This is a genomic window from Serratia sp. 3ACOL1 (assembly GCF_003668775.1).
Lineage (GTDB): Bacteria > Pseudomonadota > Gammaproteobacteria > Enterobacterales > Enterobacteriaceae > Chania > Chania fonticola.
Map to the genome: position 1 here is coordinate 2,627,451 of NZ_CP033055.1, position 25,261 is coordinate 2,652,711.

Genomic DNA, 25,261 nt, shown 5'->3' on the forward strand with positions numbered 1-25,261 from the left:
ATTCTGTGTCACGTACAATTATGTTGATCCCCACTGGCACCAGCGTCGGTCTGACCAGCGTCAGCCTGGGTGTCATCCGCTCCATGGAGCAAAAAGGCGTTCGCCTGAGCGTGTTCAAACCTATTGCCCAACCGCGTACCGGCGGCGATTCCCTCGACCAGACCACCACCATCATCCGCAGCAACTCGACCATTCCGGCGGCCGAACCCCTGCGAATGAGCTACGTTGAGAGCCTGCTGAGCTCCAACCAGCAGGACGTGCTGATGGAAGAGATCGTGGCTCGTTACCACGAAAACACCAAAGACGCAGAAGTGGTTCTGATCGAAGGCCTGGTGCCTACCCGTAAGCATCAGTTCGCCAACTCGCTGAACTACGAGATCGCCAAAACGCTGAACGCAGAGATCGTCTTTGTGCTGGCACTGGGCAACGATTCTCCAGCCCAGTTGACCGAGCGCATCGAACTGGCTCGCTCCAGCTTCGGCGGTAGCAAGAACAAAAACATTACCGGCGTGATCATCAACAAGCTGAACGCTCCGGTGGACGATCAGGGCCGTACTCGCCCAGACCTGTCCGAAATCTTTGACGATTCCACCAAGGCCAGCGTAGCCAACGTCGATCCTGCACAGCTGTTCGCCAACAGCCCGCTGCCGGTATTGGGTTGCGTACCGTGGAGCTTCGAACTGATCGCTACCCGTGCCATTGATATGGCCCGCCACCTGAAGGCGCGAGTGATCAACGAAGGCGACATCATGACCCGCCGGGTGAAATCTGTGACCTTCTGTGCGCGCAGCATTCCGCACATGCTGGAACACTTCCGCCCGGGTTCCCTGCTGGTAACTTCTGCCGACCGTCCAGACGTGCTGGTTTCAGCCTGCCTGGCCGCGATGAACGGCGTGGAAATTGGTGCCATCCTGCTGACCGGCGGCTACGAAATCGATGCCTCCATCAACAAGCTGTGTGAGCGCGCCTTTGAAACCGGCCTGCCGGTGTTCATGGTTGACACCAACACCTGGCAGACCTCTCTGAGCCTGCAAAGCTTCAACCTTGAAGTGCCTTCAGACGACCATCAGCGTATTGAGAAAGTACAGAACTACGTGGCCAGCCACATCAACGCCGAATGGATCGAGTCCCTGACCGCCACTTCTGAGCGTTCACGTCGTCTGTCCCCACCGGCGTTCCGTTATGAGCTGACCGAGCTGGCGCGCAAAGCGGGTAAACGTATCGTGCTGCCGGAAGGCGACGAACCACGTACCGTGAAAGCGGCGGCCATCTGTGCCGAACGTGGTATCGCGGAATGTGTGCTGCTGGGTAACCCGGAAGAGATCAAACGCGTTGCCGCCGCGCAGGGCGTTGAGCTGGGTAAAGGCATCGAGATCGTCGATCCGGTTGCCGTGCGTGAACTCTATGTACCGCGTCTGGTTGAGCTGCGTAAGAGCAAGGGCATGACCGAAGTGGTTGCACGTGAGCAGTTGGAAGACAACGTGGTTCTCGGCACCCTGATGCTGGAGAAAGGCGAAGTTGACGGCCTGGTTTCCGGTGCCGTTCACACCACTGCCAATACCATCCGCCCACCGTTGCAGTTGATCAAAACCGCACCGGGCAGCTCGCTGGTTTCTTCCGTGTTCTTCATGCTGCTGCCTGACCAGGTTCTGGTCTACGGTGACTGCGCGATCAACCCGGATCCAACCGCTGAACAGCTGTCTGAAATCGCTATTCAGTCCGCAGATTCCGCAGCCGCATTCGGTATCGAACCACGCGTAGCGATGATCTCTTACTCTACCGGTAATTCCGGTGCGGGTAGCGACGTTGAGAAAGTGCGTGAAGCGACCCGTCTGGCACAGGAAAAACGCCCGGATCTGATCATCGATGGCCCACTGCAGTATGACGCAGCGATCATGGCCGACGTGGCCAAATCCAAAGCGCCTAATTCGCCAGTGGCCGGTCAGGCGACCGTGTTCATCTTCCCGGATCTGAACACCGGTAACACCACTTATAAAGCGGTGCAGCGTTCTGCTGACCTGGTATCTATCGGGCCAATGCTGCAAGGCATGCGCAAGCCGGTAAACGACCTGTCCCGTGGTGCTCTGGTTGACGATATCGTCTATACCGTAGCCCTGACGGCGATCCAGTCGGCTCAGGCTGATGCACAGGCAGCTAAAGCCTGATGAGACAAAGGTGCCACTACGGCACCTTTAGACTCTGGTAATACCCATAACGGCTCGGTGATCATCACCGGGCCGTTTTTTTATAACTGCAGCTAAATATAAATCCGGTAAATGGACACACCTATCAATATTTGAATACTCAATATTTCAGCGGCTTGATAACTTTTTTATTTTTAACATGGAATATCCTTCGCAGAATAAATCAACGCCTAGGGTTACTTTCTCTCCTGAAATAAAATACTTTTACATCGGGAGAGTTAAAGAACCGTAAAGGATATGACAACATTTTTCGATGAATTAGCAGCGTATGGTGAGCCTAAGCAGCATAGAGCGATTTTTAAGGTAAGCGGTGTGGAGTATGAAGTTTACTTTACGCAGATCACCGATAAAAATCCGTTTGACTGCACGGCAGAACTCCATCCGAGGTTTATAAAACCGACTTATGCTAAACACTATGAAATTGCATTCGATGCTAAGCAAAACCGAGTTAACAAAACATACTTTCGCCGGGTCAAAGGCTTGCCACAAGGTTGTGCCATCCAGGTTATGAATTGCGTTGAAAGAATAATTTTTGACCACTATACTACTTTCAATGTGGGGCTCTACACCTACGCCCCGAATGATTTTAAGTTATCGAGTGTTTACTGCCGTCTCATATCGCGACCCAAACATATAGGATCTTCGATTGAGGTTGGTCTAGAACCCATGGGGAGGACGCATGTCTTACGAACGCCGTACTTCTATGCATAAATTAGAACAACACCGTGCTCGACAAATAGCGCGAATGGAAGCCTTTGAGCGAGCTATAGAAGCCGGACAAACAACTGTCGTTGTTTCTGGAAGACCTCCTGAAGCCTCTCCTATGTTTAATAGCGTTACCCAAACGATTCCAAGCCATGCTTTGTTTAAAGGCAAGGATCCATTGTTGTAATGACTCGAACGATCAATATTTTGCCATGGCAAAACCTTTAGCCTCTGGTAATGCCTATAATGGCCTGGTGATCATCACCGGGCCGTTTTATTTTTGGCGTCAACAAAGAGCAAGCAATGCACCGCCTGACGCCCTCACCCTAGCCCTCTGCCACAGAGCGAGGGGACCGATCGAGTGGATCTGAAAATTCGGTAACACACCTTGGATAAGGAGATGTTCGGCCTGAGAAATAGACCGAACGTCATGACTAAAGGATATTAAAAGTGTTCACCATGTCCTTGAACACCTGTCTACCCTGTCCCCGGTCTGTACAGGTAAAGTGTTGAAGCAAGTTTGCTGAGATTATCTATTTACTTCCAACAGAACACGGGCTATCAGATCCCTCTCCCTGTGGGAGAGGGTTGGGGTGAGGGGTCAACAGCTCATCCGCAGCCGCCACAATATGCGCCGCCGTCAGGCCATATTCCTGCTGCAAGAACTCCTGCGTGCCCACTTGCCCATAGCGGCCTTTCACCCCCACCCGCCGCATCGGTACCGGGCATTCTTCCACCAGCACCTCCGCCACCGCCGAACCAAGCCCGTTATGAATACTGTGGTTCTCGCAGGTGACGATCCTGCAGGTTTTCGCCGCAAAGGTTTTGATGATTTCACGATCGATAGGCTTGAGCGTAAACATGTCTATCACCGCCGCGCTGATGCCACGCTGTTGCAGTTGCTGTGCCGCCTGCAACGCTTCGGCGACCATAATGCCGTTGGCGATCAGCGTAATGTCGCTGCCGTCACGCAGCAGATTAGCCTTGCCAATGGTGAAACGATAGCCTGCGGGATAAATACGTGTCGCCTGCTTACGAATGGTTCGCACCCAGTAGAAGCCTTGCAACTTCACCAGTTGCTGCAAAATATCCTGGAACATGGTGGCATCGGTCACCTCCAACACCACCGAATGCGCCAGACCCCGCACGATCCCCATATCTTCAAACGACATATGCGTGCCCCCGTTATGGCAGGCGCTGACCCCGGCATCGGAAGCGATCACCTTGACGTTGTTGCGCTGATAGTCCAACGACATAAACAGCTGATCGAAACAGCGGCGGCTGGCAAAAGCGGTGAAGGTATGGACAAATGGCACTCGTCCGGTCAGTGACAAACCGGCGGCCACGCCAATCACATTGGCCTCCATGATACCGCAGTTGATGACCCGCTCAGGGTGATCCTTATGTACGCCATCCATCGCCATCGAACTCATCAGATCGGCTTCCAGTGCAATCACCGGCGTATCGGCTTCGGCCTGTTGGCGGATCACGCTGGCGTACACCTTGCGCATTTCTACGGCGTCTTTTTCCAACGGCATTTCCAGGTTAAACATGGGCAGCCTCCAATTCGGCAATGGCCTTTTCGATTTCGCTACGAACATCTGGCGTTAAGCGCAGATGGTGTGAGTTTTTCAGGCTCTCCAGATACGCCACGCCCTGCCCCTTGAGGCTATCGAGGATCACCACCAATGGCCGTTGCTCGCCACTGCGTTCCGGCAACACAGCATCACGGATCGCCGCAATGTCATCCCCACGAACGGTTTGCACCTCAAAACCAAAGGCGCGGAATTTACCGGCCAGATCGAAGGGTTTGATCACCTCATCCAGCGTGCCGTCCAACTGCTGTTTGTTGTAATCAATAAACAGCGTCAGATTATGCAGATTGTGGTGGGCGATAAACTGGAACGCTTCCCAACATTGGCCTTCGTTCAATTCACCATCCCCCAGGATGCAGAATACCCGGTTGCTGCGCTTTGCCAGTTGGTGTGAAAGCGCCATACCGGCAGCGATAGATACCCCCTGCCCAAGCGATCCGGTGGTGGCATCCACCCCACGGGTTAGCAAGCGATCTGGGTGGCTCGGCAACCGGGTGCCATTCTGGTTGAGCGTTTGCAGCTGCTCCAACGGGAAATAGCCCTTAAGCGCCAGCACGCTATACAGCGCCGGACCAGCATGGCCTTTCGACAGCACGAAATAATCGCGCTCAGGCCAATCCGGGTCACCCGGATCGATACGCATCACTTCGCCGTATAACACCGCCAGCGTTTCAACCACCGACATACAGCCGCCGTAATGGCCAAACCCCAGCCCAGTGAGTGCCTTCAGCGTTTCCAGACGGATCGCCCTGGCCAATTGCGTCAAATCAGTCACGGTGTTGCTCATGAACTTTCCTCCTTATTTCTGGCTGGGGCATCTTTGCGTTTTCCCAGGAAGTTATGCGCGACCAGCAGGCCAAAGATGGCGACGATCGCGACCATGATCATTTCTTTAGTCAGGAAGCGCGCCATATTGCCCAACACGATCCCCACCACGCCGAAGTCCGTATCGGAGAAGGTGGTGTTGGCAAAACCCAGCGCGCCCAGTACCGGTAACAACAGCACCGGCAGGAAGGTAATCAACAGGCCGTTGGCAAATGCCCCCAGCATGGCACCGCGCCGCCCGCCGGTCGCATTGCCGAACACCCCGGCAGTGGCCCCGGTGAAGAAGTGCGGCACCACGCCCGGCAGGATCAGCACCATCTTCATTTGGCCGAGCAAGAACAGACCGGCCAGACCACCCAGGAAACTGAACAGGAAACCAATCAACACCGCATTCGGGGCATAGGGATAGACCACCGGGCAGTCCAGCGCCGGGCGGGCATTAGGGACCAGTTTTTCCGAGAAGCCGGTAAAGGCCGGGACGATCTCGGCCAGGATCAGACGCACCCCTTGCAGAATGATGAATACCCCGGCGGCAAAAGTGATCGCCTGAATAATCGAGTACACCAGGTAGTTCTGCCCGCCACTCAATTGGCTTTCGACGTAATCCTGGCCCGCGCAGATAGCCAGGATCAGGTAGATCACGATCATGGTCATCGAGATGGAAATCGAGCTGTCACGCAGGAAGCTGAGGTTTTTAGGTAAGTTCATCTCCTCGGTGGAACGCGAATTTTTCCCCACCTTGGAACCGATCCAGCCGGAAAGGACATAGCCCAAGGTGCCGAAATGGCCAAAGGCAATGTCGTCGTTGCCGGTAATGCGGCGCATATAGCGCTGGGCAATCGCCGGGAAGAAAGCCATCACCAATCCCAGAGTCAGCGCTCCGGTGAACACCAACTGTACGCCCTCAAAACCGGCCACGGTGAGGATGATGCCGATCATACAGGCCATGTAGAAGGTGTGGTGCCCGGTCAGGAAGATGTATTTCAAGCGGGTAAAGCGGGCCACGATGATGTTGGCCACCATGCCAAACGCCATAATCAGCGCGGTGGAGGCACCGTATTTCTCTAGTGAGATAGAGACAATGGCTTCGTTATTGGGAATAATGCCCTGAATGTTGAACGCATGCTCAAACATGCCGCCCAATGGATTCAGTGAGCCGACTAATACCGTCGCCCCACCGCCCAACACAATAAAGCCCAGAATGGTTTTAACCGTACCTTTGACCACGTCAGAAAAAGATTTCTTTTGTGCCAATAGACCAATCAAGGCAATCACCCCGACCAATACCGCCGGGACCTTTAATATATCAACCACAAACCTGAGCGTTTCCTGGATAAACATATCCACCTCGCCAATGGGTTAGATTAAATAATGGAGTGGGCTGTGAAGTAAGCACGCAGCTTGGCTTCAAGCTCATTAATATCAATGATATTGCTGATCACCACTAACTGGTCGGCTGGCACACTGGCGCTAGCGGCAATATCTTTCGCCATCACGAAGATATCTGCCGCACCCGGCGTTGCCGAGGAAAGATCGGAATGTTCAACCTCCGCCTCAATATTCATTTTTTTCAGCACTTTCTTGATGTTCATTTCCACCATAAAACTGCTGCCCAATCCTGAGCCACAAATAGCCATGATTTTCATTATTCTTACCTGCCAAATTTTATGTGTAGGATAGCGTCACCCGATATCTATCGGATGCTGAGTATTATCAAAAACTGCGGGTATAACCGGTTAGAGATTAATAATTGGCGATAACATCCTCAATTTGCCGTTTGGTTTGCGCCAGGAACAGTTTCTCCATGGCTTCGCTATCAGAAAATAACTCGGCCAGCTGCGAGATCATTTCAATGTGGCTACTGCTATCCGGAGCGGAAAGCATCACCACGATGAAGACCGGATCGTTATCTTCGGACTGAAAATGGACGCCCTGATTGATCTTTAATAGTGAAAGACCAAGCGCTTTGGCGCCCTCCTCCGGCCTGGCATGGGGCATCGCGATACCGGGTGCCAACACGTAATAGGGCCCCAGCGCCTGATGTTGCTGAAATATGGCCGTCAGGTAATCGGCGGTGATCACACCACGCTGCAGTAGCGGCTGAGCACTCAGCGTGACCGCCTCCTGCCAGTCGGTAACCTGATCGCACAGTTGAATGTGTTCGGCGTTCAACCAGTCGTTGAGCACATCTCCTCCTTATGGGGTTTTTCCCTTAAACCGCCAGAGTTTCCGAACCGAAACGGGACGAAATCTGTTGGCTATGGATCGTTTGATGGCACGTAGCCGTCATGGAAAAGCCCGGCGACGGTAAAACTTTAATCAACGTGCTGGGGTTAAACTGTGACTTATCGCACAAAGATAGCGCTACCAAAAATCAATCATCCAGATCTGTGATAGCGCTATCAAAACTATCGGGGATGAAACTCGGCGGCTCAGTTTTTTTATCGATCGCCAAAGGAACGGGGTAGAATGGGCACAGAAGCGGGAACGACGAAGCCCAGTAATGGGTTTCAACCCATGAGCTCATTTATGCGTTATGCGCGCATTTCAGTCAGGATCAGCAATGTCGATCGGTAGAAAACGACGCAGTACCGGCCGGGTTACCCTGGCCGACGTAGCCCAATTGGCAGGCGTGGGCACCATGACCGTCTCGCGGGCGCTACGCACGCCGGAACAGGTTTCAGATAAGCTGAGAGAAAAAATTGAGTCGGCGGTCAGTGAGTTGGGTTATCTCCCCAACCTGGCGGCCAGTTCGTTAGCCTCGGCGTCTTCTTATACCATCGCCATGGTGGTGCCGAGTTTTTCCGAGTCCGGCTGTGCGGATATGTTTGCCGGGTTACAGCGGGTACTGCAACCGGCGGGTTACCAGATCATGCTAGCCGAGTCCCAACATCATATCGAGCGTGAAGAAACGTTGCTGGAAACCCTGCTCTCTTACAACCTGGCTGCGGCGGTGCTGTTAAGCATTGAGCATTCTGAAAATACCCGTCAGGCATTAACCGCAGCCAATATTCCGGTAGTGGAAATTGGAGCAATCCGCACCGACCCGATCGACATCAATATCGGCATCGATTACGTCGCCGCCATGTATCAGCTCACTCAAACCGTGATTGCCAGCGGGTATCAGAATGTTGGCCTGCTGTGCGCCAATCAGGAACAATGGATTTTCCAACAGCATCTGCAAGGCTGGCACAAAGCGCTACTGCAAAACCACATGTCCCCTCATCGGGTGATTAATGCCGCGCAACCCGCCAGCTTCAGCCTCGGCGCCCAGCAATTGCCGGAGTTTTTACTGGCCTGGCCGGAGTTGGATGCCTTGGTCTGTGCGTCTGATGAACTGGCCTGTGGCGCGCTGTATGAATGCCAGCGGCGGCGAATCAAGGTGCCGGAGCAGTTGGCGATCGTGGGGTTTGGCAACAGCGAGGTCAGCCAGGTCTGCCAGCCACCGCTGACGACCATGACCGTGCCGCATAAGGAGATTGGTATTCAGGCAGGCAAGGCATTGTTAGCGCGTTTGAACGATCAGCCCTGGCAGCCCGAAGGGTCGATCCCTTCAACCTTGTGTCGTCGTAGCAGCTGTTAATCGCGATAATACCGGGAACCCGCAGAAAAGACGGCGTTCCCGGTAAATCAACTACACTTACCAGCTATAGTTTATCCCAACACGGTAGCGTGTTTGGCGGTTATCGTGTTGGCTATCTTGCTTCACGTTCCCCACTTCAACATAAGGCTTCCAGTTTTTATCCCACTTGTAAGCCAGCTTGACGTTATGTTCGTAATCGGTTTTGCCGTCATCAAAAATAACCTTGTTGCTGCTCTTATACACGTAGTTATATTCGGCCGACCAGTCTTTGTAGAAGTTATAACCTAACCAAAAATCGCCACGGTTGGTTTTCTCATCCCCCTCTGATCCTTTTGAGGTGGTGCGCTTATATTCGTAGCGATATCGGCCCGCCACATAAATGTCTTTGGTAAAGTTATACTGCGCACGCAGATAAGGACGATAGCCATTATTATTACTATTGGACTCTAGCGAAAACCCAGGCTGCAGGGTGATCGCATCAAATTTATGCTGATAGCTGACGACGGCTTCTGTCCCATTACTGACCTGCTCGTGGAAAGGTTTATCAGGCGTCGAGTCTGAAGAGTCCTGACGCCATTTTGCTTCCAGAGAGAATCCCAGGCCGTTATCGAAACGATGCGACACCAGCATTCTATTTTTATGGTCACCTTTGGCTGTATCCTGCCATTCATGGCGCAAATCAAGCGACATGGCCATTGCACTAAAGTTTGCTACAGAGGCTAACACCAGAGTCAATAATTTAAATTTCATTATTACTACCCTTATCATTTAATTATAGAAAAGCATCCCCACTTTAATTAAGGGGGTTATATACCCGTCGTCTTTCAAGTTGCAGCGTTGTTACCTGCGCTATCACACCCCAGTCACTTACTAAACGTAAGCTCCTGGGGATGAGATAGCTTGTCGCCTAGCTGCAACTCGAAATCCATAGGGTATAGTGTTATTAGAAATATTTATTACTCAAAACGGTAAAGCGTCACTACAATTTAAATTAATTTTTATGATTCATGATAAATAAAAATTATCCATGACCTAAATAGCCGTACGTAATACCGCGCCACCTTAAGCCTCTGATAGATGAGTGCTATGCAGGTTAGCCGACCGTTGAGCGCATGGATGCGCGATTCGAGCCCCCAGGGACGGGTTCACGGCGTGTCGGCGTTCTGCATAGCTCCCAGCTGTATCACTATGACCAACAGCTATTTAAATAAGCCTTATCTCATGGCGCGTTTCAGAATACGGTCGCCCTGGCGCTGGAAATCTGCCGCCACTTCCTGCACCGTTTTCTTACCATAATCGATATTCTGAATGGCATCCTGGAACAGCACTACGATCTGCGGGTCGTCAAAATACGGTGAAGCGCTGATGGCATGCGGCAGTGATAACGCCAGTTTCAACCCGGAAACCGCCGGATCGCTATCCTGGATCGCTCCACTTTCGCGCAACTGGCTGACGGCCACTTTGCTTAACGGTACGCCACGCTCCAGCTTCAGCGCCTCAACGCCTTCCTTGCTGTTTAACAGGAAGTTAATCAACATTGCCGCTTCTTTTGGATGCTTGCTGCTTTTACCAATCGAGAACATTTGCGACGGTTTGAAGAACAGTCCGGCATCCTTGGCCCCAGGCAACATCGGGTATGGCCCCAGTTCAAGCTTGGCCGGTGCCTTCAGGTTGTCGGAATATTTGTTAATGGTGGAGTTCCACATATAGGTTCCACCCCATTCCCCCGCAATCCAGGGTTTCATCTCATACATATTGCTTTTGCCGAACGAGGCATAGTATTTCGATGACGGCATGACGTGGCTATCCACCATGTCTTTATACATCTGGAAGAAATCGACCCATTGCGCTTCGGTGTAAGCAAACTTTTTCTTTGACTCGTCGATAATATCGACGTTATGTTTCTGGATCATATACGAGCGTAACAGCGCAAAAGTATCCTGGTGCTCCAACACCACCGGATAATATTTGTCGCCCAGTTTTTCGTTGAAGGTTTTACCGGCGGCGAGCAATTCATCCCAATTATTGGGATATTGCACGCCCGCATCTTTCCAGGTGACATCGTTATAATAGAAAACGCGTGCGGTCACTGAGATCGGGATGCCGTTCAGCTTGCCGTCAATCGTGGTGGTTTGCAGCTCTTTGGGATCAAACTGAGTCAGATCCAGATACTCACTAACCTTGTTCAGGTCATAGAATCCGGTGCCGGTTTTTGAAAAGATCGGCAGCCAGTTCCAGTTGGTTTGCATCACGTCCGGCTCGGTGCCCCCGGCGATTTGGGTGGTCAGGCGTGAAAGGTGACCGTCCCAGCCGGTATATTCCGATTTCACCTTGATATTCGGGTTCTGCTTCTCGAATGCTTCAATCGCTTTCAACGTAACCTGATGGCGGCCATTGCCTCCCCACCAGGACATACGTAAGTCAACCTGTTCCGCGGCAAAGGCCTGATGGGCAAATATCGCCATGGACGAGGCTACCAGAGTACGTAAGACTATTTTTTTCATTATTGACCACTCCTGTTAAAGAGAAATATTCTTTTCTGTTTTCGCATCAAAAATGTGGCATTTATCCATATCGAATTTGAAGTAAACCGGACGATGCAGCCCATTTTTCAGGATCGGTTTGACGTCATCGGAAGGAATACGGCAGGTCAGTTCAAAATCATTCACCTTCAGGTAAACAAAGAACTCATGGCCCATATTCTCGACGCGGACCAATTCCCCTTCGGAGTGGTTGCCCTCAAACGGCGACTCTGAAATCGACACAAACTCGGGCCGCACGCCAAAGAACACGTCCTGCCCGACAAAGCTGGCGACCTTATCCTGCTGATACTGGCTGAGGGTCAAAGTATAATTACCGACGGTAAGGCCGATTTTGCCGTCCTTCTCTACCAGTTTGCTCGGCTTGATGTTCATTTCTGGCGCCCCGATAAAGCCGGCGACAAACATGTTTTTCGGGAAGTGGTACAGGTTGTCTGGCGTATCCACCTGCATGATATGCCCCAGCTTCATCACGCAGATACGGTCGCCCATGGTCATGGCTTCGGTCTGATCGTGGGTAACATAGACGGTGGTCGCCGGTTTGCCGCTCTTTTTCAGCTGCTTGTGCAAATCGGAAATACGGATACGCATCGAAGCACGCAGCTTGGCATCCAGGTTAGACAACGGTTCATCGAACAGAAACACGTCTGGTTTTTTCACAATTGCGCGGCCTACCGCCACACGCTGCGCCTGCCCACCAGAGAGTTGGCGTGGCAAACGATCCAACAGCTCTTCCAGCTCCAGGATCTTGGCGGCTTCGTTGACCTGCTCTTCAATCTGCTCTTTAGGCAGCTTGCTCAGCTTCAAACCAAACGCCAGGTTATCTTTTACCGTCATATGCGGATACAGCGCATAGTTCTGGAACACCATGGCAATACCACGGGATTTAGGGGCCAGGTTATTCACCACGCGGTCGCCAATGCGCACTTCACCGCCGCTAATGGTTTCCAGCCCTGCCAGCATCCGCAGCGTGGTCGATTTGGCACAGCCGGAAGGGCCGACAATCACCATAAACTCGCCATCGGCAATGGTCAGATTGATGCCATGTACCGCCTTATAACCGTTGCTGTACACTTTCTGCAGATTGTTAAAAATGACTTCAGCCATGATAGATCCTCAATTAACCTTTAATTCCGCTGCTGGTAACGCCCTGCACAAAGTAGCGTTGGGCCAGGAAGAACACGATGATGGACGGCAGAATAGAGATGCTTGCCATAGCCAGGATTTCGTTCCACGGCGCACCTTCTGTCACGTCGATAGACATTTTCAACGCCAGCGCAATCGGGTACTTATCGACGCTGTAGACGTAGATCAACGGGCCAATAAAGTCATTCATCGACCACATAAACTGGAACAGAGCGACGGAGATAATCGCCGGTTTCAGGATCGGCACCACCACATACCACAGCACCTGGAACGAGTTGCAACCATCAATCTGGGCCGCCTCTTCCATATCCCGTGGCACACCGCGCAGGAACTGGATCAACATAAAGACGAAGAACCCTTGGGTCGCAAATGCCAGCGGCAAATAGAGCGGCAGATAGCTGTCCAGCATGCCCATTTCACGGAACATGATGTATTGCGGGATCAGTAACACCGTGCTCGGCAGCAACATGGTGGTGATCAGCGTGGCAAACCAGAATTTCTTCCACGGGATCTCAAAGCGGGCAAAACCGTAGGCCACAATGGTCGAAGAGATAATGGTTAATAACACCTTGGGGATCACAAATTTAAAGGTGTTAAGCATGTAATGACCAAAGTTATATTCCGTGCCGGTTTTCCAACCGTTAACGAAACCATCCGAGGTCGCATTGTCTGGCCACAGGCCCAGGGTGGTGAAGATCTCCTGATTGGGTTTAAACGAGGCCGAGAACATCCACACCAGCGGATAAAGCATCAACAATCCCACCAGCAGCAGCACGACGTAACGAATAGCGGCGCTGATTTTTTCCCGGCGCAATGTGCGCTGAACTTCACGCTCAGCGATTTCCTGCGCACTGGACATGGGTAATTGGTTCTGTTGCATGTCAGCCATTTTTGCCACCCTTATCTGCCGAGTAGAAGACCCAATACTTCGATGATTTAAAGGCGATTGAGGCGAACAGGGCCACAACCAGGAACAGGATCCACGCCAATGCGGCACCGTAACCCATATCAAAATATTTAAAGGCGGTATCGTAGATATACAGTGAGAACAGATAGGTATAATGGGTTGGCCCGCCCCCGGTAATGACATACGGGGCAGTAAACTCTTGGAACGCCTGCGTGGTCTGCATAATAAAGTTGAAGAAAATCACCGGCGTGATCAGCGGTACCGTGACCTTCATAAACATCTGCCACTTGGAAGCACCATCAATCATGGCCGCTTCATATTGTGACTGTGGCACGTTTTGCAGCGCCGCCAGGAAGATCACCATCGCAGAGCCGAACTGCCATACACGCAGCAACGTGACCGACATCAATGCCAGAGAAGGCTCGCCCAACCAGTTGATCGGATCCATCCCAAAGACACCGATAAAGCTGTTTAGCAGCCCGTCGATGGCAAACAGAGCACGCCACAACACGGCGATAGCCACGCTGCTGCCCAAGATAGAAGGAACGTAATACGCCGTACGGAAAAAGCCGATGCCGCGCAGTTTAAAATTAAGGACAAAAGCGATACCTAACGCAAATGCCAATTTTAACGGGATGGTCAGAAACACATATGCAAAGGTGACGCCCATCGATTTCCAAAAAAGATGGTCTTCCATCAGCATATAACGATAGTTTTCCACCCCGTTAAACACCGGGGGATTCATCAGGTCATATTCCGTAAAGCTCAGCAAGAATGATGACACAAAGGGGAACGCCGTAAATATGATCAACCCTATTATATAAGGTGATATATAGGCTAACCCCAGCATTCTGTTTTCATTCATGGTTGTTACCCATAGCCATTTAAATAGAAAAAGAAATGAAATTAGTTAAGTAAAATTTAAGTAAGATTAAACAATAGAAATGAAAAGCCGGGCAGTCTGCCCAGGTTCAGCATCCCCCCGTAGTGATAAATCAATAAATTTTTTCAGGCGTTCGCTGGCCAATCTCAGCCAGTGATCAGCGGCCAATGCTCGCGTTGTCACTATGCTGTCGGGTTGCTTGCTACAGAAGGCTAAGTCCATTTTTCGGTCTCCCAGATGATTCCGACATCTACCAACCAACAAACTGAAACACTATTTCAAATTATTATATCTGAAATTTTTCCAACGTCATTCAGTGGATGGCAAAAGTGTGACCAAAGTAGAAACGTTGTTTTGATTTTTTTATTTAAAAACAAAAATTATCAAAACCAAACCAAAAATAACATGTAATATCATGATAAATAAAGGTATTTATTCCATGCGCATTTGTAGCGCCAAGGATAGAAATTTTGATGAGGTGGGTTAACTAATTGTAGGTAGATGAAATCAGCCGGTTTGGGCCGAGAGGGAAAGTATTAATGCCGTCATTGATGGTTACATTTGTGATTTCAGATGGTTGGCAAGTGAGGAGGGTCTAACTGGGGAGAAGAATAGGCGGCCTTGCTACTCTATGAGCAGCAAGGCCGTGCGTTAAATCAGGCGTCTTCCTCGCCAGAGCTGGCTCTGCTTTCGCGCGGCAGCGGCTTACCGTAGTCCTGGCCGTTATTACGCGTTAGCCACAGCGATAATGCCTTCAGCGAATCGGGGGTGAACTCGTCGCAGCGGGCGGTGATCTCCTCTGGCGTCAACCAGCTCACTTCAGCCACTTCTTCTTCCTGCAGAGCGAACGGGCCATTGGCGACGCAGCTAAACAACGCCCCCCAAATACGGCACTGTTCCTCTTCAAAGTAGAACAGGCCATGTTCGGCAAACGGGATCCCGGCGATACCCAGCTCTTCTTCCGCCTCACGGCGGGCAGAGTCCAACACGTTTTCCCCGCTTTGTACCACTCCCCCTGCGGTGGCATCCATCCAACCCGGGTAAAAATCTTTGGTGTCAGTGCGCCGCTGCACCAAAATTTTCCCCATGCCATCATGCACCACAATATAGGTCGCACGATGACGCAGCCGTTGGGCACGCATCTGTTGACGACTGGACTGAGCAATCACTTCGTTTTGCTCGTTGACGATATCAACCCACTCGGTATCTGCAGCCTGATCCTGTTCCGCCATCCTGTAAAACCTTCTTTTTTGGGCGCGATGCATGCCGCGCACGGGTTATGCTTCAATTATTTTTGGTATGTGCCCCTGCTCTGCCAAGCCACAACCATGGCTGCCACTTTCAAGCTATCGGGACTATAAAATTAGTGCGTTAACGCCACCTCTGCAACAACCTTGCCGTTGTGCAACTCGAGCACGCTCAAGACGTCGTCTGTCAGTATGCCATAGCTGGCAGGAAAACCCCCTTTCGGGATGCTGACCGAGCCTGGATTAAAACAGTAGATCTCCCCTTGCCTTTGTGCCTGGGGCAAATGCGTATGGCCATACACCAGCACGTCTCCGCCCGTTAAAGGCGGTAATGTGTTGGGATGATAAAGGTGCCCGTGGGTTAAAAACAATCGTCTTTTGGCTAATAGCACCTGCTGGTAAGGGGCCATCATCGGGAAGGTGAGCAGCATCTGATCGACTTCACTGTCGCAATTACCGCGAACGGCAACGATTTTGTCACTAACGTGATTCAATCGTTCGGCTACCTGCGCGGGCTGATAGTTATCTGGCAAGGCGTTGCGCGGGCCGTGATTGAGCAAATCACCCAACAGTATCAACCAGTCAGCCTGGCTTTGAGCAAACAGTTCGAGGATTTTGTCGGTGGCGGAGAGCGAACCATGCAGGTCCGAGGCGAACATCAGCTTCATAATCTTTCCTTTAATACGGAATATGAAACCATTTTAACGTAGCTGGGTTAGACAACAAGCGGTGGGTAAAACAGGTGGCCGATATTCGGCCACCTGAAGAACATCAGGCGCGGGCCAGCAGTTCTTTGACAAACGCCACAATCTCCGGCTTTTTGCCGTTGGAGAACAGGCATTCCTGGAAGCGAGGGCCGCTAACGGCGGTCTTCACCAGCTCTGGATCGATGGCACGCAGCGTATCAAGGTAGTTGTCTTTGATCACCGCCTGCTTAACCTGATTGAGGATACCGGCGTTACGAACCTGAGGTTCCTTACGCTCTACCGGATAACCTTCACCTTTACGCCCGGTAAAGGCCTTCTCAAAGATATAGCGCACGTTCAACTCTGCACCCCAGCCAAAACCTTTGGCAAACGGCAGGGACAGCGCATTACCGTTGTTGATCTGAGCGAACAGGAAAGCATCCGCAGGATCGATACAGTAACCGCACACTACGCCAGGATGGATGTTAAGTGACATCAAGGCACCCTGCCCGGTACCGCAGCCGGTGACCACAAAGTCGACCGCTTCGGCGTTCAACAGAATGCTGGCCATAATCCCTAAGTGGATATAGGTCAGATGGTGATCCTGCTCATCGCTCATACCCACGTTGAACACCGCATCATGATTGCCAGCCGCAACCGCCTGCAATTGTTCGAGAACCAGCGCATTTTTACCCGCCTGGCTGTTTTCCATCATCAGTGCAATATTCATCTTTCGCTCTCCGCAAATAAAATCAATCGGTTATTCTTTGTCTAGTTAGCGAGCCAACCAGCCGCCATCTACCGCTACGGTGTAGCCATTGATGTAATCCGAAGCCGGTGAAGCCAGGAATACCACCGGCCCCATCAGATCTTCTGGCAGGCCCCAACGGCCAGCCGGGATACGCTCGAGGATTTCCTCGCTGCGAGCCTGATCGTCGCGCAGTTGGCGAGTATTGTTCGTCGCCATATAGCCTGGAGCCAACGCGTTCACGTTGATACCGTGGCTGGCCCATTCGTTGGCCAACAGACGGGTAACACCCATCACAGCGCTCTTGGACGCGGTGTAAGACGGCACACGGATGCCCCCTTGGTAAGACAGCATGGAGGCGATATTAATGATCTTGCCGCCGGTGCCTTGGGCAATAAACTGACGGGCCACCGCCTGAGACATGAAGAACACCGTCTTGATGTTCAGGTTCATCACGTCATCCCAATCTTTTTCGCTAAACTGCAGCGCATCCTGGCGGCGAATGATGCCGGCGTTATTGACCAGAATATCGATATGACCGAATTCGGCTACCGCGCGCTCCAGCAGCTCAGGCAGCACTTCCAGCTTGCTCAGGTCGGCTTTCAGGCTCAGGAAACGACGCCCCAGTGCAGTGACTTTGGCAATGGTTTCGTCCGGCTCAACCACGTTAACGCCAACGATATCACAACCCGCTTGAGCCAGCCCTATGGCCATCCCCTGTCCCAGCCCGGTGTCACAACCGGTCACAATCGCCACTTTACCCTGCAATGAAAAATTATCGAGAATCATGCTCTTGTCCTTAGTACTCAGGGCATCAGCGGCCCTTGTCAAAAGTGGGGATAGCGTTGCAATCCCGCCAGTGTCCGCAGCTTGCTGCCATACAGAGGGAGCGATATTGCCCGCCCTGTCATCATGATGGCGCAAGTCTAACGCTTATCCCTGACGCAATCAATAAAATTGAAACAATGTTTTATTTTATGTGAAAGTAATTTTTGATTGTGTGATGTATGCCGTTTTCACCGGGGCAAAAACGGCATAACCGGTGGGTTTATCTAAATCGGTATCGCATGCAGCTTACCGGGCGCAGCATACAGGCCGAGCGCAGCATACAGGTCGGGCGCAGCATGCGGCGCCCCTACATAGCAGGTATGAAAGCATTGTTGTCGGCAATGTTCCCCACCACCGCATCGGCATATTCTCCCGGCTTGCTACGCAACGAGACGTTGCCGCTGAATACGCCCTGCTTATCCTGCGTGGTATAGGGGCCCGGGCGGAAAATGTAGTTAAACCTCTGGTTATCAATCGCCATATTATTGGTGACTTGCAGGGCGCCAGGGTTGAAGTTATCGGTAAACCCATCCATGCCGTTTTCAATGGCGAGGCTGTTAGTCACCTGATGGGCCACTGGTAACCCTTCTCCCCCAGTTTGAAACCATTATTGACATTGCGCAGCGCGACGCTGTTCTCAATGATCACCTTACCGTTCGGGCCATCCTCGATCTTGTTAAACAGATCAAAGCCGTCATCCACGTTGTCATGCGAGAAGCACGCGACTAGCCGATTCCCCTCACCCACACGCATTTTGACGGCAAAGCCATCCGCATTGATCAGGCCTGGGTCCTTGTTGGCGTATGATTCGGAATGGCTGATCAAGTTGTGGCTGGCCCACAATGGCCGATCGGCGTTGGCCGGGGAAGAAATGACAATCCCGGTATCATCCGCATGGTGTGCCACCACCCGGTCAAGGTGGTTATGGCTGCCCGTAATACGCAGGCTTTTTTCCGTTACCGTGATGCCCTGAATATCCCAATAGCTGGCTTCCAGCTCCATCCCGCGCAACACCACACCCTCCCCAAGCGGCCGTAGCTTTTTGGCATGCGTGGCGGTGCCACTGGCTACGGCTGGTATGACAGCCAAAGGGTAATCTCCCGCTGCCAGCCAAAGCGTGCCACCCGGCGTTAAGGATTGCACGGCGGTGGCAAAATCCAGCGGATGCTGTTGGCTGCCATCATTTTCGGCTTTGCCCTGTGGCGCAGCATACAGATTAGCGGCGTCGGCATAACGCGCTTTGCGCACTAGCAACTTGTCATTCTGAGCGTTGCCTTTTGCCGTGGTGAAACGGTAATCCAGCGCGGTTTCCGCCTTCTTCAGCGCAACCTTCACCGCCAGCATCTCTCCGGCCTGTACCTTACGCTCTGCGGCAATAACCACGCCGTCCTGGCTTAGCGACAGAGTGCCACTCTCATTGCTGCGTAGTTGGAAGACGTAATCATCCGTGGCGGATATTGGCGCAGAACCGATCTCGATCTGCAGCGGCATTGCTTTAACCGCAAACTCTTGTGCCGCCGGAAGCTGGCTTTCGCTGAGCGTCAGGCTGGCCTGGTTGACGGTAATGCGTGCGTTACGTGATGCAAAGAAGCCCACGTAGTAACCTTCAGGATCCAGCTTGGTGACGCGGTGCGGATCGTTGGTGGTTTTACTGACCCAGTTGTCGCTGCCCAGCGGGGCATAGGCTGCGGTAAATCCCTGATCCGTGCGAGCCAAACGCAGCCGGAAGGTTGGCGTTTTCTGTAGATCGACCTCAGGTTGATAACCCTCACGTTTGATCTCGACACCCGCGTTACCCCAGGAGTTGAGCACGCCGTTGCGGGAAATCAGCGTCATTTTGACCCGCTGATGATCTTTTTTATCCTGCGTCATGATGGCATTCATCACCATATTGGATGCCGCCGGAAACTCCTCATAACCCTGCTGGACCTTTTCCAACCTTGGTTTGCCGAGGATATCGCGGATCAGCAATCCCGCCCCCTCCTGCCCGGCGGGCAGAGCCATATTTTCCGGGCCAAACTGATCGACCGTCACTTCCGCCTCCAGAACCACATTGGCATTGGCGGGAACGCGCGTGTAGTAGAAGGTCAGGCCATCATGGCTATTGCCGATTTTGCCCCCTCGGCTTTCGACGTGGAACGGCATTTTCAGCGGTCCGGCCTGCATCGGCTTGCCATTGGCCATCGTCACCTGATTGGTGCCCACTTTTTCCGGCAGCACGTTGGTAGCAAAGTTGACATCCGTTGACTGGCCGAAAGCGATGGCCTGCCAAACCAGTTCATTAGCTGCAGGCAGCGGTGCGGCGACACCGTTATGACACACGCTGGCCAGAGCAATTAATAATGATAGAGGTACGATCTTCATTTCCCTTTCCTTGTTTTTAATAGGTAGAGATCCCCCGCCGTGTTGGCGAGAAGATCCTGTCACTGGGTTTTGGGGAGATCAGGCCCGTTAGGCCGGTTTATACACAGGGGTAGAGACTTCAGGGGTGATATTCATCTTCTGGCAGATCTTGCTGTTGCCCCAGCATTGTTCGTAGGGCAGCCCTACCAGCTTCTCAATCACCAGACGAACGTCGGGTTTGATATCGCCGATCTTGCCGCCAGCCTTGATGCGGGCCACTTCGTATAGCACCACCTGATGGGTCTGGCGGTTAAGCGTCATCTGGCTGCTGAAGACAATCGCCATCAGCGCCAACAAGATCACGCCAGCAAAGAACACCCAGGAGATCGCGGTAATGGCAGTTTCCGGTTGAGTGTGAGACTTGGACTGGAAGCCGTAGTAACTGAGGATCGCCCCCATGGTGAAGACAATTATCGAACGCATAATCTTGCCGGAGAAGGTCATCGCCCCAGCATAGATCCCTTCGCGACGGCGGCCGGTAAAGACTTCGTCCACGTCCGCCAGGAAGGTATACACCGTCCAGGGAATGTAATACACGCCGCCGGTGCCCAGGCCGAAGATCACGGTGATACCGATGATGGCAGCAGTGGCAATATGCGCAGGCAGGTTAAAGAAGTGCAGCAGGGAGTAGCAACAGACCGCAAACATCACGATACCGAGCGCCCAGGAATAAGGTTTACTGAAACCTTTTTTCACGCACAGGCCAATAAAGATGGCGGTCGATATCAACTGTAAGATGGCATTCAGGCTGTTCAATCCGGCCAGAATGGCGGGATCGTATTGCAGCACGAAGATCACGAAATAGGTGAATACCGAGGCAAACAGCCATTCCGCACCGAAGCCGAACAGATACATGCCCAGATGCTTGCGAAATACCCGCAGGTAGAAAGTCGATTGCATATCCCGCGCCAATGAAGCCAACGTTTTGAGCAGCGATTTCTTATGCTTAACCTCCGCTATTGCTTCATCCTTGCGCTCCCAGGAGAACAGATACAGCACGGTGATGGCAATAAACAGGATCACGCCGTAGGTGATGCCGGTATACAGAAAGGGCTGAGCCGACTCTTTACCGTAGAGCAGAATAAATTGCCCTGGGATAAACGCCGCCAGGAAGTTGGCCATCTTGCCAAAAATCGCTTTATAGCCGGTCAGCTTGGAGCGCATGGCAAAATCATCGGTCATTTCGGTCGCCAGCGTCTCATAAGGCACCATCACCGAGGTATAAATCAGTTCGAAAATGACGTAGGTGGCGAGGTAGTACCAAAAACCGAAGCCCTCAACCCACAGCAGAGGGTAAAAGACCATCAGTGGCGCGCCAATCAGCAAGAAGAAACGCCGCCGACCAAAGCGCTTACCGAGCCAGGTATTGCCAAAGTTATCGGTCAGATAACCCATCACCGGGTTACTGATAGCATCGATGACGCTCGCAACCGAGAAGATAAATGACGCCTCCAACAGCGTCAGCCCACAAAACGTGGTGTAAAAATAGAGCAGCCAGGCACCGCTGATCGCCAGCGCACCGCTGCCCAAGAGGTTACCCCCGCCATAAGCCAGCTGATGCCCTAGCCTGACCGTTCTTCCCTTACCCAGAGCGTTAATACCATTAGTTGTCATCGTTTCTTCTCGCAAACAAAAATAATGAACTGCAATTTCATTTTTACAGGAATAACGTTTTATACTTTTAGGCGAGTTATAATGTTGTGATGAAAGTCACATAAAAAATAAGGGGATCTCATTTAGCCCGCTTTAAAACGCGGGCAGCATCTGGCCGCAGTCCCCGCATCAGGGATTGCCCATACGTGATCTTTCTATAATGGCGAGCATGCAACGGCGTCATGCTGGTTGGCTATGAGCAAAACCGCGATCTGCTATCAATTGGGCAAAGCGCAACGATTTATGCGATGTAGCTCTCATAAATCACCCGTTCGGGTTGGCCTAATCCGTCACTTTGATATCATTTTTCTAAATTTATGAAACAATGTTTTATTTAATTAAAGGATCGTCTGAACAGCGGCGGTTTATCGATAAGGTTAAGGGAGGCCATCGTGGCTAAAGGTTCAATCCACCAGTTCAATTTCCATCGTACAACCGATGCCGGTACCGGCGCACAACTCACCCGCCTGACACCGCCTGAAGTGCTGTGCCACCGCAACTACTTCTACCAAAAATGTTTCACCAACGACGGCAGTAAACTGTTGTTTGCTGGCGAATTTGACGGTAACCGCAACTATTACCTGTTGGATCTGCAACTGCAACAAGCGGTGCAGTTGACCGAAGGCCCGGGCGACAATACCTTCGGCGGTTTTTTATCCCCGGACGATCGTTTCCTGTATTACGTGAAGAATGAGCGTGAGTTACGCCGGGTAGAGCTGAGCAACTGCAATGAACAAACCGTGTATCGTGTGCCTGAAGAGTGGGTTGGCTACGGCACCTGGGTTGCCAACAGTGAATGCACCAGCCTGGTGGGCATCGAAATCGATCGTGAAGATTGGCAACCTCTGACCGACTGGAAAATTTTCCACAGCTTCTTCACCAAAAACCCGCATTGCCGCCTGCTGCGTGTCGATTTGGCCAGCGGTGAATCACGTGTGATCTATGAAGACCGCCTCTGGCTGGGCCACCCAATCTATCGCCCATACCATAGCGACTGCGTCGCCTTCTGCCACGAAGGGCCGCACGATCTGGTAGATGCCCGCATGTGGCTGATCAACGAAGACGGCAGCAATATGCGCAAGGTAAAAACTCATGCCCCAGGCGAAAGCTGCACCCACGAATTCTGGGTGCCGGACGGTTCGGCCCTGATGTACGTCTCTTATTTGAAAGGCCAGCAAGAGCGCAACATCTGCCGTTACGATCCACAAACCGGGCAGGACGAGATCGTGATGACCATGCCAGCCTGTTCGCACCTGATGAGCAACTACGACGGCAGCCTGTTAGTGGGTGACGGTTCGGCTACGCCGGTCGATATCAAGGATTCTCAAGGCTACACCATTGAGAACGACCCGTGGCTTTACGTATTCGACGCCAAACAAAAACGTCAGGCACGCCTGGCCGCGCATAACAGCTCATGGCGCGTGCTGAATGGCGACCGTCAGGTAACGCATCCGCACCCATCCTTTACCCCGGACAACCGGCAAGTGCTCTTCACCTCAGATTTTGAGGGTGAACCTGCGCTGTATCTAGCCCGCTTGCCGGAAGATCTCTTTGCTTGATGGCACTATTTGATTGAGGAACAACCATGTTTATCTACAAACAGGATTGTGCGTTAGAAGATTTAGGGAGCGGCGTGACACGCCGTATCCTCGCTCATGGCGGCACCATGATGGCGGTGGAGGTCAACTTTAGCCAAGGTGCTGTCGGCCCGTTGCACAGCCACCCGCACGAGCAACTGACCTACGTACTTTCCGGCCGCTTCAGCTTCACCATCGATGGCGTCACCAAGGAAGTGGCTGCCGGAGATACCTTGTACAAAAAACCCGACGTGGTGCATGGCTGCGTCTGCCTGGAGGCCGGAACCTTACTGGATACCTTCACTCCACAGCGTGAAGATTTCCTGAAGTAATCTCATGTGCTCCCGGCCATCATGCCGGGAGCATTTGACCCCCAATAAGCTGTAGCAATTCCCCCCCTCCTCTTGCATAAAATTGCCCTGTTCCCCTTGCCCACACCATCAATATGCCTGCCGCCAAACCGACCACAGACGAGAAATATCAATAATTCATATTTCAAACAATTAAACACCAATGCATACACCAAGTGAATATATATGAGTCATTCTCAATAATTGACCGATAAGTTAAGGGATTGTTCTTATCTTTTGATTTTATTGAAATAATTGGTAACTTATCGATAAAATCAATTGTTTTTGTCATATCGATCTATTTTATTGATCATTAAAAACATCTCTGCTATCCTATGTAATATAAATTTTCAATATAAATCAATGGAATGAGTAAATATCATGGCTTACTGCGAGTATGTCGCCTATTGCCCACATTGTGATATTTCCATAGAGCTGACAGGGAACGTTCCTCCCTACGTTGAGGGGGCGGGCTGCTGCTGGATGTGCAGTAAAAAACTCATCCTGATTTTCAAAAAGTCGGCAAAAAACCGTGCACGCCATCGACAAGATTGCGGCTCATCTGCCAACCCGCGCACCAGATAGGATTATTACTGATTAGGATGATCAACTATGCCTGATATTCATATCTACACGGTGAGTAATGACCGCTATTTCTCCGCTGGCTTACACGCGCTGCTTAGGCACGGTGAAACGTTGCCCCACAATAAAATAGCGTTGCATGAATTACCCTTCGAGAAAGAGACATTTGAGGCTCACACCCTGCCGGAGCTGAAAAATAGCGCCTGTGATTTTCTGATTTTGGATTGCAGTTGTGGCTTTATTAATTATTACGGCGCCTGTTCCGCGCTCTATGCCGCCCTGGAACAGGGCACGCTGGAGACCAGGATCATCTTGATGTATGAAAACAGCCTGTGCCTGACCAACCCGGATATGTACAACCATTTTATCACTCTGGATAAAAATGCCTGCGTAGAGGATATCTTGCTAGCGATATTCCCTCGCCAAACGGTGCAGGATGAGTTTGATGCCGAGGTAGAGGAAGCCACAAGCCGGCAGTATCTGACCGGCCGAGAGCTGATCGTCATCAACGAAATCTACAGCGGTGCACAGCCTTATGAGATCGCCAAAAAGCTCAAGCTCAGGCTAAAAACCATCAACTGCTATAAAAACCGGGCGATGAAAAAGATTTGTAGCAAAAGAACGTTGGATGCATACGCATAACGGCCTGTTCGCCAGGTTAGTTCCCCCTTCATCGGCGGCGGCTTCACCTTGTTCGGGGTACTCCGCCACGACGAAAGCCGGGAGCCAACATCACGAGATCATATAGGCTGTCTCGGCATCCATCTTTATCTGAACCCCTTGTGACTTCTATGCCCAA

At 51.8% G+C, this 25,261-nt stretch carries 22 protein-coding genes and 1 pseudogene; 6 read left to right on the forward strand and 17 right to left on the reverse strand.

Going from position 1 to position 25,261, the window contains the following annotated elements:
* Nucleotides 1–5 precede the first annotated feature (5 nt).
* Together pta and D9980_RS26675 are read left to right on the forward strand one after the other, a co-directional pair.
* Complete coding sequence (gene pta, locus D9980_RS11755; protein ID WP_024485140.1) at nt 6–2,165, forward strand: phosphate acetyltransferase; 2,160 nt, start codon at nt 6–8, stop codon at nt 2,163–2,165.
* Nucleotides 2,166–2,883: 718 nt separating this feature from the next.
* Nucleotides 2,884–3,096 (forward strand): hypothetical protein, encoded by a 213-nt coding sequence (locus tag D9980_RS26675; protein ID WP_141132628.1) that lies wholly within the window; start codon nt 2,884–2,886, stop codon nt 3,094–3,096.
* A gap of 415 nt (nt 3,097–3,511) precedes the next feature.
* Here D9980_RS26675 and D9980_RS11765 read toward each other — a convergent pair.
* From D9980_RS11765 to D9980_RS11785, 5 genes and pseudogenes are all read right to left on the reverse strand, one after another.
* Nucleotides 3,512–4,462 (reverse strand): annotated as a pseudogene (locus D9980_RS11765) (transketolase family protein); the annotation flags it as partial.
* A complete protein-coding gene (locus D9980_RS11770; protein ID WP_121607387.1) occupies nt 4,455–5,291 on the reverse strand; it encodes a transketolase in 837 nt (278 codons plus the stop codon). The pseudogene D9980_RS11765 and the gene D9980_RS11770, both read right to left, overlap by 8 nt.
* A complete protein-coding gene (locus tag D9980_RS11775) occupies nt 5,288–6,670 on the reverse strand; it encodes a PTS ascorbate transporter subunit IIC (protein ID WP_121607388.1) in 1,383 nt (460 codons plus the stop codon). The genes D9980_RS11770 and D9980_RS11775 overlap by 4 nt, the downstream gene beginning before the upstream one ends.
* Before the next feature lie 23 nt (nt 6,671–6,693).
* Nucleotides 6,694–6,975, reverse strand: a complete 282-nt coding sequence (locus tag D9980_RS11780) for a PTS sugar transporter subunit IIB (RefSeq protein ID WP_021178540.1) — start codon at nt 6,973–6,975, stop codon at nt 6,694–6,696.
* A gap of 97 nt (nt 6,976–7,072) precedes the next feature.
* Complete coding sequence (locus D9980_RS11785; protein WP_121607389.1) at nt 7,073–7,516, reverse strand: PTS sugar transporter subunit IIA; 444 nt, start codon at nt 7,514–7,516, stop codon at nt 7,073–7,075.
* A gap of 376 nt (nt 7,517–7,892) precedes the next feature.
* Here D9980_RS11785 and D9980_RS11790 point away from each other — a divergent pair, with 376 nt between their 5' ends.
* Entirely contained in the window at nt 7,893–8,912 is a 1,020-nt protein-coding gene (locus tag D9980_RS11790) for a LacI family DNA-binding transcriptional regulator (RefSeq protein WP_046808384.1), read from the forward strand.
* A gap of 57 nt (nt 8,913–8,969) precedes the next feature.
* Here the strand turns inward: D9980_RS11790 and D9980_RS11795 are convergent, their stop codons facing one another.
* The 12 genes from D9980_RS11795 to D9980_RS11845 all read right to left on the reverse strand — a co-directional run bounded on the left by D9980_RS11795 (nt 8,970) and on the right by D9980_RS11845 (nt 21,914).
* Nucleotides 8,970–9,662, reverse strand: a complete 693-nt coding sequence (locus D9980_RS11795; protein ID WP_065683089.1) for an oligogalacturonate-specific porin KdgM family protein — start codon at nt 9,660–9,662, stop codon at nt 8,970–8,972.
* Between the two features lie 464 nt (nt 9,663–10,126).
* Nucleotides 10,127–11,416: an ABC transporter substrate-binding protein gene (locus tag D9980_RS11800; protein ID WP_024485190.1), complete on the reverse strand. Its 1,290-nt coding sequence runs from the start codon at nt 11,414–11,416 to the stop codon at nt 10,127–10,129.
* 15 nt (nt 11,417–11,431) lie between these two features.
* On the reverse strand, nt 11,432–12,559 hold the full coding sequence (locus D9980_RS11805) for an ABC transporter ATP-binding protein (protein ID WP_024530677.1): 1,128 nt from the start codon (nt 12,557–12,559) through the stop codon (nt 11,432–11,434).
* 13 nt (nt 12,560–12,572) lie between these two features.
* On the reverse strand, nt 12,573–13,487 hold the full coding sequence (locus tag D9980_RS11810) for a carbohydrate ABC transporter permease (RefSeq protein ID WP_024485192.1): 915 nt from the start codon (nt 13,485–13,487) through the stop codon (nt 12,573–12,575).
* Nucleotides 13,480–14,370 (reverse strand): carbohydrate ABC transporter permease, encoded by an 891-nt coding sequence (locus D9980_RS11815; RefSeq protein WP_024485193.1) that lies wholly within the window; start codon nt 14,368–14,370, stop codon nt 13,480–13,482. The genes D9980_RS11810 and D9980_RS11815 overlap by 8 nt, the downstream gene beginning before the upstream one ends.
* Nucleotides 14,371–15,044: 674 nt before the next feature.
* Nucleotides 15,045–15,620: an NUDIX hydrolase YfcD gene (yfcD, locus tag D9980_RS11820; RefSeq protein WP_021178548.1), complete on the reverse strand. Its 576-nt coding sequence runs from the start codon at nt 15,618–15,620 to the stop codon at nt 15,045–15,047.
* Between the two features lie 131 nt (nt 15,621–15,751).
* Nucleotides 15,752–16,303 (reverse strand): phosphodiesterase, encoded by a 552-nt coding sequence (yfcE, locus tag D9980_RS11825; RefSeq protein ID WP_024485194.1) that lies wholly within the window; start codon nt 16,301–16,303, stop codon nt 15,752–15,754.
* Nucleotides 16,304–16,406: 103 nt separating this feature from the next.
* Nucleotides 16,407–17,051, reverse strand: a complete 645-nt coding sequence (locus tag D9980_RS11830) for an RpiB/LacA/LacB family sugar-phosphate isomerase (protein ID WP_021178550.1) — start codon at nt 17,049–17,051, stop codon at nt 16,407–16,409.
* Nucleotides 17,052–17,096: 45 nt separating this feature from the next.
* A complete protein-coding gene (gene kduD, locus D9980_RS11835) occupies nt 17,097–17,858 on the reverse strand; it encodes a 2-dehydro-3-deoxy-D-gluconate 5-dehydrogenase KduD (RefSeq protein ID WP_046808386.1) in 762 nt (253 codons plus the stop codon).
* A gap of 346 nt (nt 17,859–18,204) precedes the next feature.
* A complete protein-coding gene (locus tag D9980_RS26990; RefSeq protein WP_238393708.1) occupies nt 18,205–18,462 on the reverse strand; it encodes a hypothetical protein in 258 nt (85 codons plus the stop codon).
* Nucleotides 18,459–20,261, reverse strand: coding sequence for a right-handed parallel beta-helix repeat-containing protein (locus D9980_RS11840; RefSeq protein WP_238393709.1), 1,803 nt, complete (start codon nt 20,259–20,261; stop codon nt 18,459–18,461). Before D9980_RS11840 ends, D9980_RS26990 begins: the two co-directional genes overlap by 4 nt.
* 87 nt (nt 20,262–20,348) lie before the next feature.
* Nucleotides 20,349–21,914 (reverse strand): MFS transporter, encoded by a 1,566-nt coding sequence (locus tag D9980_RS11845; RefSeq protein WP_065683084.1) that lies wholly within the window; start codon nt 21,912–21,914, stop codon nt 20,349–20,351.
* 431 nt (nt 21,915–22,345) lie between these two features.
* Between D9980_RS11845 and D9980_RS11850 the strand changes: the two genes are divergently transcribed.
* From D9980_RS11850 to D9980_RS11860, 3 genes are all read left to right on the forward strand, one after another.
* Nucleotides 22,346–23,512, forward strand: coding sequence for an oligogalacturonate lyase family protein (locus D9980_RS11850; protein WP_024485198.1), 1,167 nt, complete (start codon nt 22,346–22,348; stop codon nt 23,510–23,512).
* Nucleotides 23,513–23,538: 26 nt separating this feature from the next.
* Entirely contained in the window at nt 23,539–23,862 is a 324-nt protein-coding gene (locus D9980_RS11855; RefSeq protein WP_024530670.1) for a cupin domain-containing protein, read from the forward strand.
* Nucleotides 23,863–24,492: 630 nt separating this feature from the next.
* Nucleotides 24,493–25,104 (forward strand): LuxR C-terminal-related transcriptional regulator, encoded by a 612-nt coding sequence (locus tag D9980_RS11860; RefSeq protein WP_121607390.1) that lies wholly within the window; start codon nt 24,493–24,495, stop codon nt 25,102–25,104.
* Nucleotides 25,105–25,261 lie beyond the last annotated feature (157 nt).

Coding starts and splice junctions, on each gene's coding strand:
- D9980_RS26675 (WP_141132628.1), top strand. CDS start 2,884: ATGTCTTACGAACGCCGTACTTCTATGCATAAATTAGAACAACACCGT.
- D9980_RS11770 (WP_121607387.1), bottom strand. CDS start 5,291: ATGAGCAACACCGTGACTGATTTGACGCAATTGGCCAGGGCGATCCGT.
- D9980_RS11775 (WP_121607388.1), bottom strand. CDS start 6,670: ATGTTTATCCAGGAAACGCTCAGGTTTGTGGTTGATATATTAAAGGTC.
- D9980_RS11780 (WP_021178540.1), bottom strand. CDS start 6,975: ATGAAAATCATGGCTATTTGTGGCTCAGGATTGGGCAGCAGTTTTATG.
- D9980_RS11790 (WP_046808384.1), top strand. CDS start 7,893: ATGTCGATCGGTAGAAAACGACGCAGTACCGGCCGGGTTACCCTGGCC.
- D9980_RS11795 (WP_065683089.1), bottom strand. CDS start 9,662: ATGAAATTTAAATTATTGACTCTGGTGTTAGCCTCTGTAGCAAACTTT.
- D9980_RS11800 (WP_024485190.1), bottom strand. CDS start 11,416: ATGAAAAAAATAGTCTTACGTACTCTGGTAGCCTCGTCCATGGCGATA.
- D9980_RS11805 (WP_024530677.1), bottom strand. CDS start 12,559: ATGGCTGAAGTCATTTTTAACAATCTGCAGAAAGTGTACAGCAACGGT.
- D9980_RS11810 (WP_024485192.1), bottom strand. CDS start 13,487: ATGGCTGACATGCAACAGAACCAATTACCCATGTCCAGTGCGCAGGAA.
- D9980_RS11815 (WP_024485193.1), bottom strand. CDS start 14,370: ATGAATGAAAACAGAATGCTGGGGTTAGCCTATATATCACCTTATATA.
- yfcD (WP_021178548.1), bottom strand. CDS start 15,620: ATGGCGGAACAGGATCAGGCTGCAGATACCGAGTGGGTTGATATCGTC.
- yfcE (WP_024485194.1), bottom strand. CDS start 16,303: ATGAAGCTGATGTTCGCCTCGGACCTGCATGGTTCGCTCTCCGCCACC.
- D9980_RS11830 (WP_021178550.1), bottom strand. CDS start 17,051: ATGAATATTGCACTGATGATGGAAAACAGCCAGGCGGGTAAAAATGCG.
- kduD (WP_046808386.1), bottom strand. CDS start 17,858: ATGATTCTCGATAATTTTTCATTGCAGGGTAAAGTGGCGATTGTGACC.
- D9980_RS11840 (WP_238393709.1), bottom strand. CDS start 20,261: ATGAAGATCGTACCTCTATCATTATTAATTGCTCTGGCCAGCGTGTGT.
- D9980_RS11845 (WP_065683084.1), bottom strand. CDS start 21,914: ATGACAACTAATGGTATTAACGCTCTGGGTAAGGGAAGAACGGTCAGG.
- D9980_RS11855 (WP_024530670.1), top strand. CDS start 23,539: ATGTTTATCTACAAACAGGATTGTGCGTTAGAAGATTTAGGGAGCGGC.
- D9980_RS11860 (WP_121607390.1), top strand. CDS start 24,493: ATGCCTGATATTCATATCTACACGGTGAGTAATGACCGCTATTTCTCC.